Origin of the sequence: Amycolatopsis aidingensis (assembly GCF_018885265.1) — a bacterium.
In the GTDB taxonomy this organism is placed as follows: domain Bacteria; phylum Actinomycetota; class Actinomycetes; order Mycobacteriales; family Pseudonocardiaceae; genus Amycolatopsis; species Amycolatopsis aidingensis.
The window spans coordinates 6,154,090-6,170,986 of record NZ_CP076538.1 but is presented as its reverse complement, the minus strand read 5'-3'; the positions used below and the strand labels follow the sequence as shown (position 1 = coordinate 6,170,986).

General features: G+C 71.7%; 16 protein-coding genes. 5 read left to right on the top strand and 11 right to left on the bottom strand.

What is annotated here, in order from left to right; all coding sequences use genetic code 11:
• Positions 1–9: 9 nt before the first annotated feature.
• Both xseA and KOI47_RS28075 read right to left on the bottom strand, forming a co-directional pair.
• Positions 10–1,278, bottom strand: coding sequence for an exodeoxyribonuclease VII large subunit (xseA, locus tag KOI47_RS28080; RefSeq protein ID WP_216209493.1), 1,269 nt, complete (start codon positions 1,276–1,278; stop codon positions 10–12).
• Positions 1,275–1,970: a lipid droplet-associated protein gene (locus tag KOI47_RS28075; RefSeq protein ID WP_216209491.1), complete on the bottom strand. Its 696-nt coding sequence runs from the start codon at positions 1,968–1,970 to the stop codon at positions 1,275–1,277. The genes xseA and KOI47_RS28075 overlap by 4 nt, the downstream gene beginning before the upstream one ends.
• A gap of 116 nt (positions 1,971–2,086) precedes the next feature.
• On the opposite strand from KOI47_RS28075, the gene KOI47_RS28070 reads away from it, so the two are divergent.
• Complete coding sequence (locus KOI47_RS28070) at positions 2,087–3,124, top strand: 4-hydroxy-3-methylbut-2-enyl diphosphate reductase (protein ID WP_216209490.1); 1,038 nt, start codon at positions 2,087–2,089, stop codon at positions 3,122–3,124.
• 43 nt (positions 3,125–3,167) lie between these two features.
• Here the strand turns inward: KOI47_RS28070 and KOI47_RS28065 are convergent, their stop codons facing one another.
• Both KOI47_RS28065 and rmuC read right to left on the bottom strand, forming a co-directional pair.
• Positions 3,168–4,223 (bottom strand): DUF6542 domain-containing protein, encoded by a 1,056-nt coding sequence (locus tag KOI47_RS28065; RefSeq protein ID WP_216209487.1) that lies wholly within the window; start codon positions 4,221–4,223, stop codon positions 3,168–3,170.
• Positions 4,224–4,998: 775 nt separating this feature from the next.
• Positions 4,999–5,916: a DNA recombination protein RmuC gene (gene rmuC / locus KOI47_RS28060; protein WP_216209485.1), complete on the bottom strand. Its 918-nt coding sequence runs from the start codon at positions 5,914–5,916 to the stop codon at positions 4,999–5,001.
• Between the two features lie 269 nt (positions 5,917–6,185).
• Between rmuC and KOI47_RS28055 the strand changes: the two genes are divergently transcribed.
• Both KOI47_RS28055 and KOI47_RS28050 read left to right on the top strand, forming a co-directional pair.
• Positions 6,186–7,352 carry an exonuclease SbcCD subunit D gene (locus KOI47_RS28055; protein ID WP_216209483.1) on the top strand — a complete coding sequence of 389 codons (1,167 nt, stop codon included), beginning with the start codon at positions 6,186–6,188 and terminating at the stop codon, positions 7,350–7,352.
• Positions 7,349–10,312, top strand: a complete 2,964-nt coding sequence (locus KOI47_RS28050; RefSeq protein WP_216209481.1) for an AAA family ATPase — start codon at positions 7,349–7,351, stop codon at positions 10,310–10,312. Before KOI47_RS28055 ends, KOI47_RS28050 begins: the two co-directional genes overlap by 4 nt.
• Positions 10,313–10,324: 12 nt before the next feature.
• Here the strand turns inward: KOI47_RS28050 and KOI47_RS28045 are convergent, their stop codons facing one another.
• Both KOI47_RS28045 and KOI47_RS28040 read right to left on the bottom strand, forming a co-directional pair.
• Positions 10,325–10,828 carry a methylated-DNA--[protein]-cysteine S-methyltransferase gene (locus KOI47_RS28045; protein WP_216209479.1) on the bottom strand — a complete coding sequence of 168 codons (504 nt, stop codon included), beginning with the start codon at positions 10,826–10,828 and terminating at the stop codon, positions 10,325–10,327.
• Positions 10,829–10,830: 2 nt separating this feature from the next.
• Complete coding sequence (locus KOI47_RS28040; protein ID WP_269756665.1) at positions 10,831–12,387, bottom strand: AlkA N-terminal domain-containing protein; 1,557 nt, start codon at positions 12,385–12,387, stop codon at positions 10,831–10,833.
• Between the two features lie 94 nt (positions 12,388–12,481).
• Between KOI47_RS28040 and KOI47_RS28035 the strand changes: the two genes are divergently transcribed.
• Together KOI47_RS28035 and ychF are read left to right on the top strand one after the other, a co-directional pair.
• Complete coding sequence (locus KOI47_RS28035; protein ID WP_216209477.1) at positions 12,482–12,694, top strand: hypothetical protein; 213 nt, start codon at positions 12,482–12,484, stop codon at positions 12,692–12,694.
• A 36-nt stretch (positions 12,695–12,730) separates the two neighbouring features.
• On the top strand, positions 12,731–13,813 hold the full coding sequence (gene ychF, locus KOI47_RS28030; protein WP_216209476.1) for a redox-regulated ATPase YchF: 1,083 nt from the start codon (positions 12,731–12,733) through the stop codon (positions 13,811–13,813).
• A gap of 241 nt (positions 13,814–14,054) precedes the next feature.
• On the opposite strand, the gene KOI47_RS28025 is transcribed toward ychF, so the two are convergent.
• The 5 genes from KOI47_RS28025 to KOI47_RS28005 form a co-directional block, all read right to left on the bottom strand.
• Positions 14,055–14,237, bottom strand: coding sequence for a hypothetical protein (locus tag KOI47_RS28025; RefSeq protein ID WP_216209474.1), 183 nt, complete (start codon positions 14,235–14,237; stop codon positions 14,055–14,057).
• Positions 14,238–14,261: 24 nt separating this feature from the next.
• Positions 14,262–14,456 (bottom strand): hypothetical protein, encoded by a 195-nt coding sequence (locus tag KOI47_RS28020; RefSeq protein ID WP_216209472.1) that lies wholly within the window; start codon positions 14,454–14,456, stop codon positions 14,262–14,264.
• 134 nt (positions 14,457–14,590) lie between these two features.
• A complete protein-coding gene (locus KOI47_RS28015; protein WP_232376305.1) occupies positions 14,591–15,769 on the bottom strand; it encodes a helix-turn-helix domain-containing protein in 1,179 nt (392 codons plus the stop codon).
• 423 nt (positions 15,770–16,192) lie between these two features.
• A complete protein-coding gene (locus tag KOI47_RS28010; RefSeq protein WP_232376304.1) occupies positions 16,193–16,504 on the bottom strand; it encodes a hypothetical protein in 312 nt (103 codons plus the stop codon).
• A gap of 87 nt (positions 16,505–16,591) precedes the next feature.
• Positions 16,592–16,882 (bottom strand): 4a-hydroxytetrahydrobiopterin dehydratase, encoded by a 291-nt coding sequence (locus KOI47_RS28005; protein WP_216217604.1) that lies wholly within the window; start codon positions 16,880–16,882, stop codon positions 16,592–16,594.
• Between the last annotated feature and the right edge of the window lie 15 nt (positions 16,883–16,897).

Below are 16,897 nucleotides of genomic sequence, written 5' to 3'. Positions count from 1 at the left end.
ACTGCACTGCTACGTCCCTTCCTCGTACCCATCCGTGACGGTGGCGTGTGTGACGCCGTCGGCGACCCTGACCCGCAGTGGTGTTCCGGCCGCTACTTCAGAGACTGACCGGAGCACCCGAAGGTTGCCTGACTCGTCGGAGTACTGCACGACCGCGTAGCCGCGGGCCAGCGTCGCGGAGGGGCCGAGCGAGGTGAGCCGGTCGCGGACCGCCGCCAGCGCGGTCTGCTCGTTGCCGAGCTTGCCGAGCATGGCACGGCGGCCGCGTTCGGCGTGTAAGGCGACCTCGTCGGCGCGTCGCTGGATCGGACCGAGTGGATCGGCGAGTGCAGGCCTGCTGCGCAGCTGCTCCAGCAGCCGGGCCTGGGTGTCCACCCAGCCGTGCAGCGCGCGCCGGGCCCGGTCGCGCAGCTGGCGGACGCGCTCGGACTCCTCCTTGACGTCCGGCACGATCCGCTTGCCGGCGTCGGTCGGGGTGGAACAGCGCAGGTCGGCGACATGATCGAGCAGCGGGGTGTCCGGCTCGTGGCCGATCGCGCTGACCACAGGGGTGCCCGCGGCGGCGACGGCGCGGCACAGCGCCTCGTCGGAGAACGGCAGCAGATCCTCCACGCTCCCGCCGCCGCGGGCGATCACGATCACGTCGATGCCCGGGTCGGCGTCCAGAGTGGACAGTGCGGTGCGGATCTGCGGTACGGCGTGTGCCCCCTGCACAGCGGTGTTGACCACGGTGATCGCTGCCGCAGGCCAGCGTGCCTGCACGTTGACCAGCACATCGCGCTCGGCCGCCGAGGCGCGGCCGGTGATCAGCCCGATCCCGCGGGGCAGGAAGGGCAGTTTGCGTTTGCGCTCGGCCGCGAACAGCCCCTCCGCGGCCAGCAGCTTGCGCAGGCGCTCGATCCTGGCCAGCAGCTCGCCGATGCCGACGGCGCGGATCTCGTTCGCCCGCAGGCTCAGCGTGCCACGGCCGAGGAAGAAGGTCGGCTTGGCGTGCAGCACCACGCTGGCGCCCTCGCGCGGTGGCGGGTCGATGGAGCGCAGCAGCCGGATCGGGCAGGTGACGGTCATCGAGACGTCGGCGGAGGGGTCGCGCAGGGTGAGGAAGGCGGTCTGGTTGCCCGAGCGGGCGGAGACCTGGGTGACCTGGCCCTCCACCCATACCGCGCCGAGCCGGTGGATCCAGTCCGCGATCTTGCGGGCCACCGTGCGGACCGGCCAGGGGTGCTCGGCGCTGGTGCTCGCGTTGGCGGAGGAGCCGGGAGAGGTCGCTTCGCTCACCGGTCGGTCGGGTCCCCGGGTGCGTCGCCTTCGCCTGCTTCCCGCTCCCTGCGGACGTTGCCGATGCGCCTGGCCAGCATGCCGACGAACGAGGCCCGGTCGGCGTGCGCCCGCTCGTAGGCGAGCAGTTCCTCCAGCTGGTCCAGGGAGAACTGGCGGAGCCGGGCACGCACCTGCGGCAGGGTGAGCTGGTCGTAGTCGGCCAGCCCGGCCGGGGCGGCGGGGGTGTCCCTTGGCGCGCTGTCGAACTCGCCGTCGGCGTGCTCCGCGGCCAGGGCGCGTTCCTCGTCGGCCCAGGGGTCCTCACCCGCGGCCGGGGCGCCCTCACCCAGCGGGACGTCCGGGCGGTGACCGTTGTGCCGCGGCTGCTCCGGCGGCGCGAGGTCCTCGATCGTGCCCGCGTCGTCCGCGGTAGCCACGGCAGGGCCGGTTCCCTCTTCGGCCTCCGTGATGTCCTCGTCGAAGGTGGCCCAGCTGGGCGTCTCCTCGACCGGGCGGAGCGCGGACAGCGCGTCGTCGCCCTTGATGGCCAGCTCCGTGATGTGCTGCTGAACCCGCATGGACGCCTGCAGCACCTGGCTGGCGACGGTCACCGGGCAACCGAGAACCTGTTTCGGTAGCTCGCGGACCCGCTCGGCGGTGGTGACGGCGAGGCCCGCGGCGACCCGCAGCGGGAACGGGAGTGGCTTCATACCCCTAGCCTGCCGCACCCGGCCCCCGCGGCCCAACCGACCGGCCTGGATGCGTGCGCCGGGATCTCGCGGTGAGTGACCCAACGCACACCGGGTATGCCCGTACCCTGGGTGCCATGAGTGGAGCGAGTCCCGGAATCGAGCCCGCCACCAGCGTGTCGATCGGCGGCAGCGCCGACGCCCCCGCGAGCGGCGGCAAGCGGGTGCTGCTCGCCAAACCCCGTGGTTACTGCGCCGGGGTGGACCGTGCGGTGATCGCCGTGGAGAAGGCCCTCGAGCTGTACGGGCCGCCGGTGTACGTCCGCAAGGAGATCGTGCACAACCGTCATGTCGTGGACACCCTGCGTGACCGTGGCGTGATCTTCGTCGAGGAGACCTCCGAGGTACCCGAGGGGGCGCTGGTGGTCTTCTCCGCGCATGGCGTCTCGCCTGCCGTGCACGCCGAGGCCGAGGAGCGTGGGTTGCGCACGATCGACGCCACCTGCCCGCTGGTGACCAAGGTGCACAAAGAGGTCAACCGGTTCGCCCGCGACGACTACGACATCATGCTGATCGGGCACGAGGGGCACGAGGAGGTCGAGGGCACCTCCGGTGAGGCGCCGGAGCATGTGCAGCTCGTGGACACCGCGGCTGATGTGGACAAGGTCGCCGTGCGGGACCCCTCGAAGGTGGTGTGGCTTTCCCAGACCACGTTGAGCGTGGACGAGACCATGGAGCGGGTCGACCAGCTTCGTGAGCGGTTCCCGAACATCTCAGACCCGCCGAGCGAGGACATCTGCTACGCCACGTCCAACCGTCAGGTCGCGGTCAAGGCGATGGCCGCGGAATGCGACCTGGTACTGGTCGTCGGCTCGCAGAACTCGTCCAACTCCAAGCGGCTGGTCGAGGTCGCCCTGCAGGCCGGTGCCACCTCGGCCCGGTTGGTCGACTTCGCCCGCGAGGTCGATGAGGCCTGGCTGGAAGGGGTGCAGACCGTCGGGGTGACCAGCGGGGCCTCGGTGCCGGATGTGCTGGTGATGGAACTACTGGAGTGGCTGGCCGAACGCGGCTGGGGCGATGTCCAGGAGGTCACCACGGCGAACGAGAAGATCTCCTTCGCGCTGCCCCGCGAGCTGCGCGGGGCAGGGGAGTCCAAGCCGAGCAGCGTGCGCTGATCCCAGCCCCGAAGGGACCCTGCCCGGCCGGAGGTGGCCGGGTTCAGGACTGATCCTCGTCCCATGGACGTCCCCGTGCCGGGCGTCCGCCCCGCCGGGGCGCGTCCGGACCGCCCTGCGGCGGGTTCTCCGGGCGCGGTGGATTTCGTCGTGGCCGCCCGCCACCCCCTGGGGGAGCGTCGGGCCGGCCCCCGCGGCGCCGGTCCGGGCCGTCGCCGCGCGGCTGTCGTGGTTTCCGTGGTTGCCGGGGGTCGGGTGCGCCGGGATCCGCCGGACCCCGTGGCTCCCGCCCGCCGGACGGGCCGCCCGTACGTCCAGGAGCGGCACCGGGTTTCTGGCCTCCACCGCGATTCGGCGGGTTTCCCCGCTGTGGCTGCCCCTGCCTGCGCGGCTCGGCCGGGCGGCCTTCCGTGGGGCGGCCCTCCGGCGGCGGTTTGCGTTCCCCACGCTGGGGCGGCTTGCCCTTGGCCGGGCGTTCGCGGGCCGCCTTCTCCCGCCCCACGGCCTCGCGGGATGGCTTGTCCCTGGACGGCTGACCCTGCCGGTCGGCCGCACCCTTGCGCTCCGCGCCTGCCTTGTCGGTGGACCGCGCCGCGGTCTCCTTCCGCTTACTCGCGGACCGCGCCTTGACCGGAGCATGGGGGTCGCGTTCCCGGTAGATCCGGAACAGGCCGATCAACAGCGTGACCCCGGTCGTCACCGCCATCGTCGGGAAGCCGTTGATCAGCGGTGTGCTGATGGCGAGCACCTTGGCCAGGGTGTCGCTCCCGGAGGGCTGGCCGGAGGCGAACAGCACGACCGCCGGTACGGTGATGCCGAGGATCAGCGGTGGCTGCACCATCGGCCCGAACAGGTTCCGCCTGCGGACCGCGGCGATCGCCCCCACCGCGCCGAGGAAGTAGCAGGCCTGGAACAGCAGCCCGAGTTCGTCCTGGACCTGGAGGTTGATCACCGCGCCCAGTACGGCGAGCCCGAAGGCCAGCAGTACCGCCGCCCACCACGGGAGACCCCTGCGTTCGCCGATGATGGGCCGCTCGTCCCAGGGCACCGGCCCCTCGTCGGCCTCGCGGTCGTCCTGGCGATCCCGCGTCGCGGTCACGAACGAACACCTGATTCGCGGCCCGCACGGACGAGGTCACCTGGCCACGCGGGTGCGCACCGGCGCGACGGCCCCCACGACCGTCCGCCGCGATGGCCCCCAGGCCCTGCGGTGCCGGCACCCGGCCGGGTACGCGTACCACCGCGCACGGGTCGACGGCGCGTTCCGAAACAGCCCCTACTCAATCCGCGCAACCTCCGGAAGCGCGCGTCGGTGACCGTGCCCCACGCGACTGGCGAACTCGTGCATAGCCGTCACCGTAGCCGGTACCCGTCCAGGATCCGTTAACCCTCTGCAAGCTGTCCGATTTTTCCTACCCGGCAGCGTGATATGGGTCACGTCCTGAACACGGTCCGAGATGGGGCTCCTGGCCCAGGAACGGGGTGTCAGTGCCTGTTCCAAACTCGCGGACGCGGTCGGCTCGGCCGGGCTCGGACCTGGTCGCGATCGTCACCGTCGCAGGTGCTGCGCCCGGCCTCGCCGCCCGCGGGCTGCGCCGCGCGAGTTCTTCTGCTCGCCGTGAGCAGGCGAAGCGCAGTTCCGGAACGGGGTGTCAGTGCCTGTTCCAAACTCGCGGACGCGGTCGGCTCGGCCGGGCTCGGACCTGGTCGCGATCGTCACCGTCGCAGGTGCTGCGCCCGGCCTCGCCGCCCGCGGGCTGTTCGCCGCTGAGCACAGCGGCGCGAAGCGCCTCGGTTTGGGTGGTGGTGGGAGACGGGTGGGCGAGTTCTTCTGCTCGCCGTGAGCAGGCAAAGGCCAGTTCCGGAACAGAGTCTCAGTTGGCTGCCATCTCGTCTCCCTTCCGGATCGTGGGCACCGCGGACGGGCTCGCCGCGGCGTCGGTCAGCGGGGTGACGGCCGCGCGGAAACTCTCCAGCGCGTCCAGTTCGCGGCGGCGTGCGGACAGGAACCGTTGCAGGTGCGTGCTGGAGAGGTTCACCGCGTCGACCGCGTTGCCCGCCGCGCGATGTGCGGCCGCGGCCTGGCCCCGCACCTGCTCCACGTCCTCGATCAGGGTGCGTTCGCTGGCCGCGAAGAGCGCGGCCGAGGCGATCACCGCGAACCCGGTCGGGCCGCAGAGGAACACCCTGCGGTCGAGCATCCACCGCAGTAGTTCCGGATCGGTGTCCAGAGCCGCGACCACGGCCGCGTCCGATGGCACGAACATGATCGTGCCGTAGATCGCGTCGGCCCAGCGCTGATATCCCTTGCCTGCCAGTTCGGCCGCCCGGGAACGCAGGTTGCGCACGTGTACCCGCAACGCGTCCAGGCGTTCCTCGGCATCGTCGGTCTCCACCGCCTCGGCCCAGCACGCCATGCTCGCCTTGGCATCCACCGGCACCGTGCGGTCGCCGCCGACCCGCAGCACCAGGTCGGGCTTGGCGGCGCCGCCGCCCGCGACATCGGTCTGCACCGTGAAGTGCAGCCCCTCGCGCAGGCCGAGTGCGCGTGCGGTCTCCACCAGTACCTGCTCGCCGAGCTCACCGCGCCCGCTGATGGAGGCGAACGCGACCTCGTAACGGCGCAGGGCCGCCTGCTGCTCGTCCACCCTGGAGCGTTCGGCGTCCACCTGCCGGGCGGCCGCGTCGGCCCTGCGCATGCTGTCGGTGTAGAGCCGCCACAGCAGGGCCACCGCCCCGGCCAGTAGCAGCGCTACGACCACCGCCGCCGTGCTGAGCACCGTCGAACCCACCGGTCCGCCCTCCTTCCCTCCGAAGTCGCCGAAGACGAAGTCGCCGAAGACACTGACTCCTCGTGTCGTTTCCCTCGCCGTGCATGATGGCGCCCGCCACCGACAGAACCGAGCGTACCCGGGCATCGAACGCACGTTCGAGTGAACCCGGCCGATGGCGGAGCGAGGTGACCATTCGCGCCGTTATTCGGGCGTGAACGGCGCGTTCACGCCCGTTTGCCGGGGTGTCTGCGCCATCCTGTCGCGGTTTGGTCCTAACTTGGGCCGCGATGAGACTGCTGCACACCTCGGACTGGCACGTGGGACGCACGTTCCACGGTGCCGACCTGCTCGCTGAGCAGGAGTCCGTGCTCGGTTGCCTCGCCGACATCGTCGCCGAGGAACGGGTGGACGTGGTGCTCGTCTCCGGTGATGTCTACGACCGCGCGGTGCCCTCGGCCGAGGCGGTCCGGGTCGCGGCGAACGCGCTGGCGAGGTTGCGGGCGGCCGGCGCGACCCTGGTGATCACCCCGGGCAACCACGACTCCGCGGCCCGGCTCGGCGCGTTCGGCGAGTTCGCCGCCGCGGGCGGCCTGCACCTGTGCACCTCGGTGGCCGGGTTGCACGAGCCGGTGCTGTTGAACGATGCGCACGGTCCGGTCGCCTGCTACGGGATTCCTTATCTGGAGCCGGAACCGGCGCGGCACGCCCTGGGAGTGCCGGAGGCGCGCGGGCACACCGGGGTGCTCGGCGAGGCCATGCGCCGGATCCGTGCCGACCTGGCGGGGCGGGCGCAGGGAACCCGTTCGGTGGTGCTCGCGCATGCCTTCGTCACCGGCGGCGAGGGCAGTGACTCGGAGCGGACCATCTCGGTCGGCGGGGTGGAACAGGTTCCGGGCGCGGTGTTCGACGGGGTGGACTACGTGGCGCTGGGCCACCTGCACGGCCCGCAGCGGCTGGCCGAGCATCTGCGCTACTCCGGCAGTCCGCTGGCCTACTCCTTCTCCGAGGCGGCGCACCGCAAGTCCGTGTGGCTGGCCGAACTCGACGCCGATGGGCTGGCCGAGGTGTGGCGGCGTGAGCTTCCTGTCCCGCGGCGCCTCGCCACCGCCGAAGGCGACCTGGAGGACCTGCTGTCCGCCCCGGAGTACGCGGAGCTGACCGGTTGCTACCTGTCGGTCACGCTGACCGACCAGGTCCGGCCGCTCGACGCGATGCGCAGGCTGCGCGAGCGGTTCCCGCACGCGGTGCATCTGGACTGGCAGCCGGCGGGCGGCAGCAGCGAGCCGCTGCGGTACGCCGAGGCCGTGCGCGGACGGTCGGACGCGGAGATCACCGGCGGTTTCCTCGCGGACTGCCGGGGCGCGGAGCCGAACGAGCGGGAGTCGGCGCTGCTCACGGCGGCGCTCGAGCAGGCGGAAAAGGCCGACCCGGAACAGGACGGTGAGCTGCGATGAGACTGCACCGGCTCGAGGTCGAGGCGTTCGGTCCCTACCCGCGGCGGGAGGTCGTCGATTTCGACGCGCTCGGCGCCGACGGGCTGTTCCTGCTGCATGGCGACACCGGCGCGGGCAAGACCACGCTGCTGGACGCCGTGGCGTACGCCCTTTTCGGCCGGGTTCCCGGTGCCCGCGGGCAGGTGAAACGCCTGCGGTGCGATCTGGCGCCGCCGGAGGCCGCCAGCGAGGTCGTGCTGGAGCTGACCGTGCAGGGGCATCGGCTGCGGGTCGCCCGCAGCCCCGAGTACGAGGCGCCCAAACGCCGGGGCGGGGGCACCACCACCAGGAAGGCCAAGGCCTCGCTCATCTGGATCGACCGGCCCCCACCAGACCAGCCGGTGGAGGGACTCACCCGGATCGACGAGGTCTCGCGCACCGTCCAGCGACTGCTCGGGATGAGCGCCGAGCAGTTCTTCCAGGTGGTGCTGCTGCCGCAGGGTGAGTTCGCGCGGTTCCTGCGGGCCGAGACCACCGAGCGGGAGCAACTGCTGGAGCGGTTGTTCGCCACCCAACGGTTCGCCGGGGTGGAACGCTGGTTCCGGGATCGTCGCGCCGCGCGCCGCCAGGAGCTGGAGGTACTCCGGCAGTCGGTGCGTGACTGCACGGCCCGGCTGGCACAGACGGCGCAGGAGGAACCACCGGAGGACGGCGACCCTGCGGACTGGGTCGCCGCGATCCGGCAGCGTGCGGATCAGGCCGTCACCGAGGCCGAGGCGGCCGAAGGAGTGGCCCGCTCGGCCAGGGATCAGGCCGAGCAGCGGTTGACCGAATGCCGGGAACGGGCCGAACGGGTACGCAGGGTCCGCACCGCGCACCGCAACCTCGCCGAGCTGGCCGAGCAGGCGCAGCAGCACGCCCGGTGGCGGGAGGAACTGGCAGCCGCCCGCCGGGCGGTGCCGGTCACCGGCGTCGCGGCCGAGGCCGAGCGGCGGGCAACCAGGCTGGACCAGGCGGTCCGGGCCGAGGCCGACCGGGTTCGCGACCTCGAGGCCGTCGGGGTGGATGGCACCGAGGCCGAGGTGCCGCGGCTGCGCGAGCGGGCTGGGAAGCTGCGCGAGGAGCTGGGTGAGCTGTCCACCCTGCTCGGCGAGGCCGAGCAGCAGCGCACGGACGAGGCCCGGCTGGCCGAGCTGTCCGCCACCGCGGCCCACTCCGCCTCGCAGGCCGAGGCCATCACCGAGAAGCTCGCCGGGTTCCCGGAACGCATGCGCGAGCTACGGGTGTTGCGCGACACCGCGGCCGAGGCGCTGGTGCGGATCGACGGCGTCCGGCTGCGCGAGACCGAACTGTCCGAACTGCTGCGGCAGGCGGGCGAGGTACCGGCGCTGGAGCAAGCGGCGCGGCAGGCGGTCGCGGCCGAGCAGCAGGCCGTGGACCGATATCAGGCCGCCCGGAGCGAGCTGCTCGACCTGCGCGAGCGCAGGTTGAACGGGATGGCGGCCGAGCTGGCCGCGGGGCTGCGGGACGGTGAATCCTGCCCGGTGTGCGGTTCCGCCGAGCATCCGGCCCCGGCGGGCCCGGAAGGAGACCTGGTCGGGGAAGCCGCGGAACGCGAGGCCGCGGAGGCCGAGCGGCTGGCCGGGCAGCGCAAGGAGCACGCCGCGAGCGCGCGGCAGGAGGCCGAGACCGCGCTGGACGCCGCGCTGCGGCGGCTGGAAGGGCAGACCGCGGAGGAACTGGCCACGAGGCTCGCCGAGACCAGGGACGAGCTGGCGCGGCTGCACCGGCAGGCCGAGGAGAAGGCCCGGCTGGAAGACCTGATGGCCGCCACCGAGGAGGAGTCGGCCGACCTCACCACCCAGCGGGCGAATGCGGAGCGCGAGGTCGCCTCCGCGCAGGCCGAGCGCCAGGCCCTTGCCGCCAGGGTGCAAGAGCGCGCACAGCGGCTGGATGCGGCGCGCGGGGAACATGCCGACGTGGCCGCCCGGCGCGCGCACCTGGTGACCGTGGTCGAGGCGCTGGACGCGCTTGCCGAGGCCAGGGCGAGCAGGGAGAGCGCGCGGCAGGCGCTGGAGGAACAGCAGGCCGCGGTGGACACGGCCGTGCGGCAGGCCGGTTTCCCCACGGTCGAAGCGGCGCGTGCGGCCGCGCGGGAGGACTCGGCGATCGCCGAGCTGGAGCGGCGGCTGTCCGAGGCGGAGGCCGCCGAGGCCGCGGCGCGGGCGGTGCTTGCGGAGCCCGAGCTCGGCGGGATCTCCCCGGACGAGGAGGTGGACCTCGATGCGGCGCAGGAGTCCGCGCGGCAAACCCGGACCACCGCCGAGGCCGCGGTGGCCACGCTCCGCGCCGCCACCGAGCGAGCAGGCACGCTGGAGCGGCTCGCCCGGCGGTTCGCCGAGGCCCAGGCGGAGCTCGCCCCGGCCGAAGCGGAGTTCGCCGAGCTGGACGCGCTGACCGATGTGGTCAACGGCCGGGGTCAGAACGCCCGCAAGATGTCCCTGCGGTCCTATGTACTCGCCGCCCGGCTGGAGGAGGTCGCGGTGGCGGCCACGGCGCGGCTGCGCACGATGAGCCAGGGGCGGTACTCCTTCGTGCATTCCGACGCGGCCGGATCCTGGGGACGGCGTGGCGGCCTCGGACTGGACGTGCTGGACGACTACTCCGGGGCGGTGCGCCCGGCGAAGACCCTGTCCGGCGGCGAGTCCTTCCTCGCCTCGCTGGCGCTGGCGCTCGGCCTCGCCGATGTGGTTGCCGCCGAGACCGGTGGGGCCCTGCTGGACACGCTGTTCGTCGACGAGGGTTTCGGCACGCTGGACGCCGAGACCCTGGACGTGGTGATGGACGTGCTGGACGAGTTGCGTGCCGGTGGCCGGGTCGTCGGCCTGGTGTCGCACGTGGAGGAGCTGCGGCAGCGGATCCCGACCCGCCTGCGGGTGCGCAAGGCCCGCACCGGCTCCACCCTCGAACTCACCGGCTGACCGGCCCGGCGGTCACCGGGGCGACTCGTGGTCCAGCAGCCAGCGCTTGACCTGCACACCCCACCGGAACCCGCCGAGGCCCCCGCCGGTGCGCAGCACCCGGTGGCAGGGCACGAACAGGGCGGCGGCGTTGCGGGCGCAGGCCGATGCGGCTGCCCGCACCGCCGATGGGCGCCCGAGCAGGTCGGCGTAGTCGGCGTAGCTCAGCCGCTTGCCTGCGGGCACCGTCCGCAGCACCTGCCAGGCATGCTCGCGGAACTCCCCGGACCGCTGCCGGACCTCGATGCCGTCCACCGCGTCGAACTCGCCCGCGTGGTAACGGCGGATCGCGCTGCTCACCTCGCCGAGGTCGCGGCGCCGCCGGAGCTCGGCCGGGCGCAACGAGGGTGCGATCGCCTCGGTGAGCAGTTCGACCTCTGCGGTCCAGCCGGAGGCCAGCACGGCGCCGTCCGAGGCGACCACCGCGGTGAACGGTCCGACCTGGGTGTCCATAGTGGACCAATGTGCGATGTTCATGATCATCCTTCCGGAGCGTTGTCGGCGCCCGCGCGCCAGAGATGCATACCCGCGTACGAGCGCCATGGGCGCCAGGCCTGTGCGCGGGTGGTGAGGTGGTCCGGGTCGATCCCCAGTGCCCGCGCGCCCCTGCGCAGCACGAGGTCTCCGGTCAGCAGCAGGTCCGGCGTGCCGAGTACGCGCATCAGGACGTAGTCCGCCGTCCACGGCCCGATGCCCGGTGCGGCGAGCAGTTCCGCGCGCAGTTCCTCGGCCTCCCTGCCGACGTGCACGTCCAGCTCGCCGGTGGCCAGCATGCCTGCCACCTCCCGGATGGCGGTGATCCGCCGCCGGGGGCCACGCAGGATCCGCTCGGCATGCGCCGCGACGACGTCCGGGGCGGGGAACAGCACGGCCGGGCCGTCCGTGTCCACCGGCAGCGGGTCACCGAGGTCCGCGGCCAGCGTGCCCGCGGCCGTACGTGCCGCGGCGACCGAGACCTGCTGGCCGAGCATCGCGCGCAGCACCAGTTCGGCACCGTCCACGGCGCCCGGAACCCGGACGCCCGGTACGGCCGCGACCAGCGGGGCGAGCACCGGATCGGCCCCGAGCACGGTGTTCACCGCGTCCGGGTCGGCGTCCAGATCCAGCAGCCTGCGTACCCGGGTGACCGCGCTGCCAAGGTCGCGTACGTCGGTGAGCCGCAGCTCGCAGTGCACGTGGTCGGCCTGCGGGGTGAGCCGGGCGCTGCCGCTGCCGTGCGCGAGCCGCAGGGCGCGGGCGTAGCCGGTCACCGTGCCCGCCTCGTCGGTGACCGCCTGCTCGACGCCGGGGATCGCGCGGGCGGCGAGGAAGGCCAGGATGCCCGTGGCCTCGAACGGTGCGCGGAACGGCAGCCGCAGGTGCAGCCGGGTGCCGCGGGTGGGAGCCGGATCCGCCGAGGTCGAACCCGCCCTGCGGCGGGCCGCGGTGGCCGTCGCCCGTAGCCGGGATGGGGTGGTCGCGAACACCTCGCGGATCGTTTCGTTGAACTGCCGCACGCTGGTGAACCCCGCGGCGAACGCGACATCGGTGAGCGGCAGCTCGGACATCTCGATCAGCAGCCGGGCCGAGTGTGCGCGGTGCGCCCTGGCCAGCGCCAGCGGCCCGGCGCCGAGCTCGGCGGTGAGCACCCGGCCCAGCTGGCGTTCCGAGTAGCCCAGCCGGCGTGCCAGGCCGGGGACCCCCTCCCGGTCCACCGTGCCGTCCGCGATCAGCCGCATGGCCCGCGCCGCCAGATCGGCCCGCACGTTCCATTCCGGTGAGCCGGGCACCGCGTCGGGCAGGCAGCGCCGGCAGGCCCGGAACCCGTTGGCCTGGGCCGCCGCCGAGGTCGGGAAGAACCGCACGTTCTGTGCCTTCGGCGTCAGCGCGGGGCAGGATGGGCGGCAGTAGATACCGGTCGTGCGTACCGCCGTGATGAACTGCCCGTCGAAGCGGACGTCCCGGGACATCACCGCCCGGTAGCACCGCTCGGTGTCGTGCCAGATGCCCCGGCCCTCGGCGGGGGGCGCCGGGCTCGGAGCCGTCGTGGATTGCATGTCCTCGATCCTGCCACCTGGTCACGGGCTCGACTGGCGGGAATCCGACGTCGCCGTCCTGCGGCCCGCCCGGTTCGTCCCCTAGGCTTCGGGTATGAGCATTTCCGCGGGCAAGCGGCTACGCACGTTCGGCGCGATCGTCGCGGCGGTGGGGGCGATCGGCTTCGCATCCGCCTGCAACGACACCGGTGACGGTGGCGACGACGGTGGCACCCAGCAGGAGGAGAACGGCGGCCAGGAAGACGGCGGCGACGAGGGCGACGGCTATGGCGGCGGCGACGGTGGAGAGGACGAGGACGAGGGCTGAGTAGGGTCGGCAGCCCTACCCGTAGACTTCCGGGTCGTGAGTCTGACCCTCGGCATCGTCGGCCTTCCCAACGTGGGCAAGTCGACCCTGTTCAACGCACTGACCCGGAACGAGGCGCTTGCGGCGAACTACCCGTTCGCCACCATCGAGCCCAACGTCGGAGTTGTTCCGCTGCCCGATCCGCGGCTGGACACGCTCGCCGAACTGTTCTCCTCGGCGAAGGTGGTGCCGGCCACGGTGTCCTTTGTGGATATCGCGGGCATCGTGAAGGGAGCGTCCGAGGGCGCCGGGCTCGGCAACAAGTTCCTGGCCAACATCCGCGAGGCGAACGCGATCTGTCAGGTCATCCGGGTCTTCGACGACCCGGACGTGGTGCATGTCGACGGTGCGATCGACCCGCTGTCGGACATCGAGACGATCAACACCGAGCTGATCCTCGCCGACCTGCAGACCCTGGACAAGGCGCTGCCACGGATGGAGAAGGAAGCCAGGACCAAGAAGGAGAACCGTCCCGCGCTGGAGAACGCCCAGCGCGCCAAGACCATCCTGGACGAGGGCCGCACGCTGTTCGCAGCCAAGGCGGAGCTGGACATCGACGCGCTGCGCGAACTGAACCTGCTCACCATCAAGCCGTTCCTGTACGTGTTCAACGCGGACGAGGGCGTGCTCACCGACGAGGCCAAGCGCGCCGAGCTGGCCAAACTGGTCGCCCCGGCCGACGCGGTGTTCCTGGACGCCAAGGTCGAGGCGGAGCTGCTGGAGCTGGACGACGAGGAGTCGGTCCGCGAGCTGCTGGAGTCGGTCGGCCAGCACGAGCCCGGCCTGTACGCACTGGCCCGCGCCGGCTTCCACACGCTTGGCCTGCAGACCTACCTGACCGCGGGACCGAAGGAAGCACGCGCCTGGACCATCCCCAAGGGCGCGACGGCACCCCAGGCCGCCGGTGTGATCCACACCGACTTCGAGCGCGGCTTCATCAAGGCCGAGGTGATCTCCTTCGACGACCTGGTCGCCGAGGGCTCCATGGCCGCCGCCCGCGCATCCGGCAAGGTCCGGATCGAGGGCAAGGAGTACGTCATGGCCGACGGCGACGTGGTCGAGTTCCGCTTCAACGTCTAGCGTGGGTCGTGGCCCGGCGAAAGCGTCCGGGCCTTGTCGGAGACGCGGCCTCGTCGTGTGTGCTGCGTGTGAATTGTTTCCCGTGGAACATGAGAATGGTTGGCCTGATCGGCTCAGCAGCCTGCTGCGCTGGGACGATGCCCGGCGGAGCTCGATTCATGATCCGGAAAGAATTGTCCGCTTGTTCATCCGTTTGGCCCTTGCGGCGCCAGAATTGAGGGTGGCGAGAAGGCCCGGATCGTCAGCGGGGGTCGCCGGGTCCGTGCCACGCCTGGGCGAGGTAGATCTGCTCCAGCAGTTGCTCGGCCTCGATCCTGCGTTGCTCGGCGGACCAGTGTTCGCGTTCTCTTCGCGCACGTTCGAACTCGGCGTTGAAACCGATCAGGCCGGTCTGCTCGGGCTCCCACGAGTCGGTGTGTGCCACGGCTGTCTCCTCGGGTAAGTAGCGTCAGTGGCTACGGGTCCGGTCATCGGCTGCCTCGTGCACCTGCTCGCACCTGGTCGCGTCCGCCGCGGTGGCGTAGGTGGTCCGGCAGTGGAAGCAGGTACGGATGTTGCGGTCGGGGACGCTCCAGGACCTCAGGTCATCGGGCTTGGCGCGCCTGCCCGCGAACTCTGCGGGTGGTGCGTGCTTGCGCCTCATCGGGTGGCCGGTCCGTGCTGGGTGGCCGGGGTTCTTCGGTTCATTCCATCGAGGGTGATTCGGGTCTCACCTGGATGTTTGCCAGGGAGGCAAACTCCGCGAAACACCCACGGATGGCCTAGAAGCCGGGTGGCTCACACGTGCAGGCCGGAGCGGTAGGCCATTCCGCGCAGCTCGCGGCCGGTGGCGTCGCGCTTGGCCCTGGCCAGCAACTCGGCGAGGACGGAGCGCATGAACGGATGCCGGTGGATGCGTGCGGGCGCGATCCGTTCGGCCTCGCGCAGCATCCGCACCGCCGCCTCGCGCTGCTTCGGCAGCCGGGCCAGCGCCCGGCCGTACTCGCGGTAGTAGGCCGACTTCCGGGTGGGCGATGGCAGGGCGTCCGGGTCCACGGTGCCCGCGATCTTGGCGGCCTCGGTGTGCTCGCCGGCTTCCAGCGCCACCGACATCCGCCACACGCCCACATTGGACGGTCCGAAACCGAACCACATGGCGTTGCCCTCACCGGTTCGCGTGGCCAGGTCCCGTGCCTCTTCCAGCGCGGCGATCCTGTTCGCGCGCTGCCCGCTGGCCGCGGACACCAGCGAGGAGGTCAGGGCCAGCATCCCGGACATCTGCATCCCCTCCGGCGTCCCGGTGCCGGGGTCGGTATCGCCGAGGGCGCGAGCGGCGAGGTCGAATCCGCCCGCCCCGATCAGCCCGAAGGCCGTGCCAAAGGTGCTCACCGCGTTATAGACCGGCTCGTCCAGCCGTTGCGCGGCCTGCCTTGCCAGCGTGGCCGCCTGCCAGGCGAGGTCGAGGTTCGCACCGATGTCACACAGCCAGGCCTGCGTGCCCTGCACATGGGTCAGCACGAGCAGCCGCAGCAACTCACGCTCGTCCCTGCCGGCCGCGAGGGTGGTGTGCAGGTCGCGGATCAAAGCCGGCAGCTTCGTCCCGGCCAGGGTGTAGTCGCAATCCCGTTGCGCCATCAGCACTTCGGTGGCCCGCGCGGTCAGCGCCGCGAGCGGGATCACCGTTCCGCGCGGCTCCTCCATGCTCACCGAGAGCAGGGCCAGCCGAACCTCGTTCAGCGACCTGTCCTCGTCCAGCTCACCGGCAGTGATCACCGTCGTGCCGGTGATCTCGCTGGGCGCCACGTCCAGCGCGTTCGCCAGCGCGACGATCAGCGACCGGCGGTCCAGCGCCCGTTCACCGGACTCCAGCCGGGACAGGTACGACGGCGAGATGCCGGCCAGCCCGGCCACCACGGCGAGCGACTTCCCGCGGGCGTTACGGATCTGCCGTAGCGTGCGCCCAATGCCCGAGGTCACCTGACCAGGGTATCGAGGAACACCTCGGAAGCGGCAAGTTTGCCCCGGCCTAGCTACTCTTAGTATCTGTTGATCACTGTCGAGTGGCTACGAAATCGCCTGGTAGCGGACTATCTCGATCATGGTCCCGGGGTTTCGCGCCAATCCGGTGGGTTGACCGGAAACACCGCGGCCGCATACGGCCGCGGTGCGGCTCCGGTTCGCTCAGCCGAGTACGCCGAGCGCGATGATCAACAGCAGCGTGCCCGCGGCGGCGAGCGCCGAGATCCAGGCCTGCTGAGCTGTGCTGAGGGTAGCTGCGGTGCGGTTCATTCAAGCCATCCAAGAACGGTGATCGAGGCGCTGTCGTCTACCGCAGCGTCTTGATCACGGCGTCCGTTACCAGCGAGTTCGCTGTGTGTGCGGAATCACAACGTTGCCCGGTCAGTGCTGCTGGTTGCGGTCCCGCGCGGTGAACCAGAGCACCCCGCCAGCCGCACCGATCATCAGCACGAAGGCGAGCCCGCCGACGACGATCGCCCGCGTCTCACCGGAACCGTCCCTTGCCGCCCGTTCGTTCTGGCGATCCTGCTGTTGTCCGGCCACCGGCTGCCCTGCCATCGGCCCGTGGTCCGCCGCGGCGGCTGGATGCGCCCCGCCGCCGAACAGCACGGCGAGCAGCAGTCCGGCGGCGACGAGCACGCCGGCGATCCCCAGCCTGGCGGTCACGGCTTGCCGCGGCACGATACGGCCCATGGTCGCGCTCCCTTCCCCTGTCGACTCCCACTGGGATGACGCGCGAGGGCCGGATCATGTTGCCGCGGCGGCGCCGAGTCGTGCAGATCACATGCCGGCGAGTACGCCGTCGATCTCGGCGGCCATCCCGACGTCCTTGCTCGTGATGCCACCTTCCGAATGGGTGCTGAGCCGGAAAGTCACCGTGCGCCAACGAATATCGATGTCCGGGTGATGGTTCTCGCTCTCCGCGATCTCGGCCACCCGGTTCACCACCTGGATCGCCTGTGGGAAACCGGCGAGCTGCGCGGTGCGCTCGATGGCGTTTCCGTTCTTCGACCACTCGGGCAGGTTCCCGAGCGCGTCCTCGACCTGTTGATCACTGAGTATCTCTGCCATGCGCTCCATGGTGGT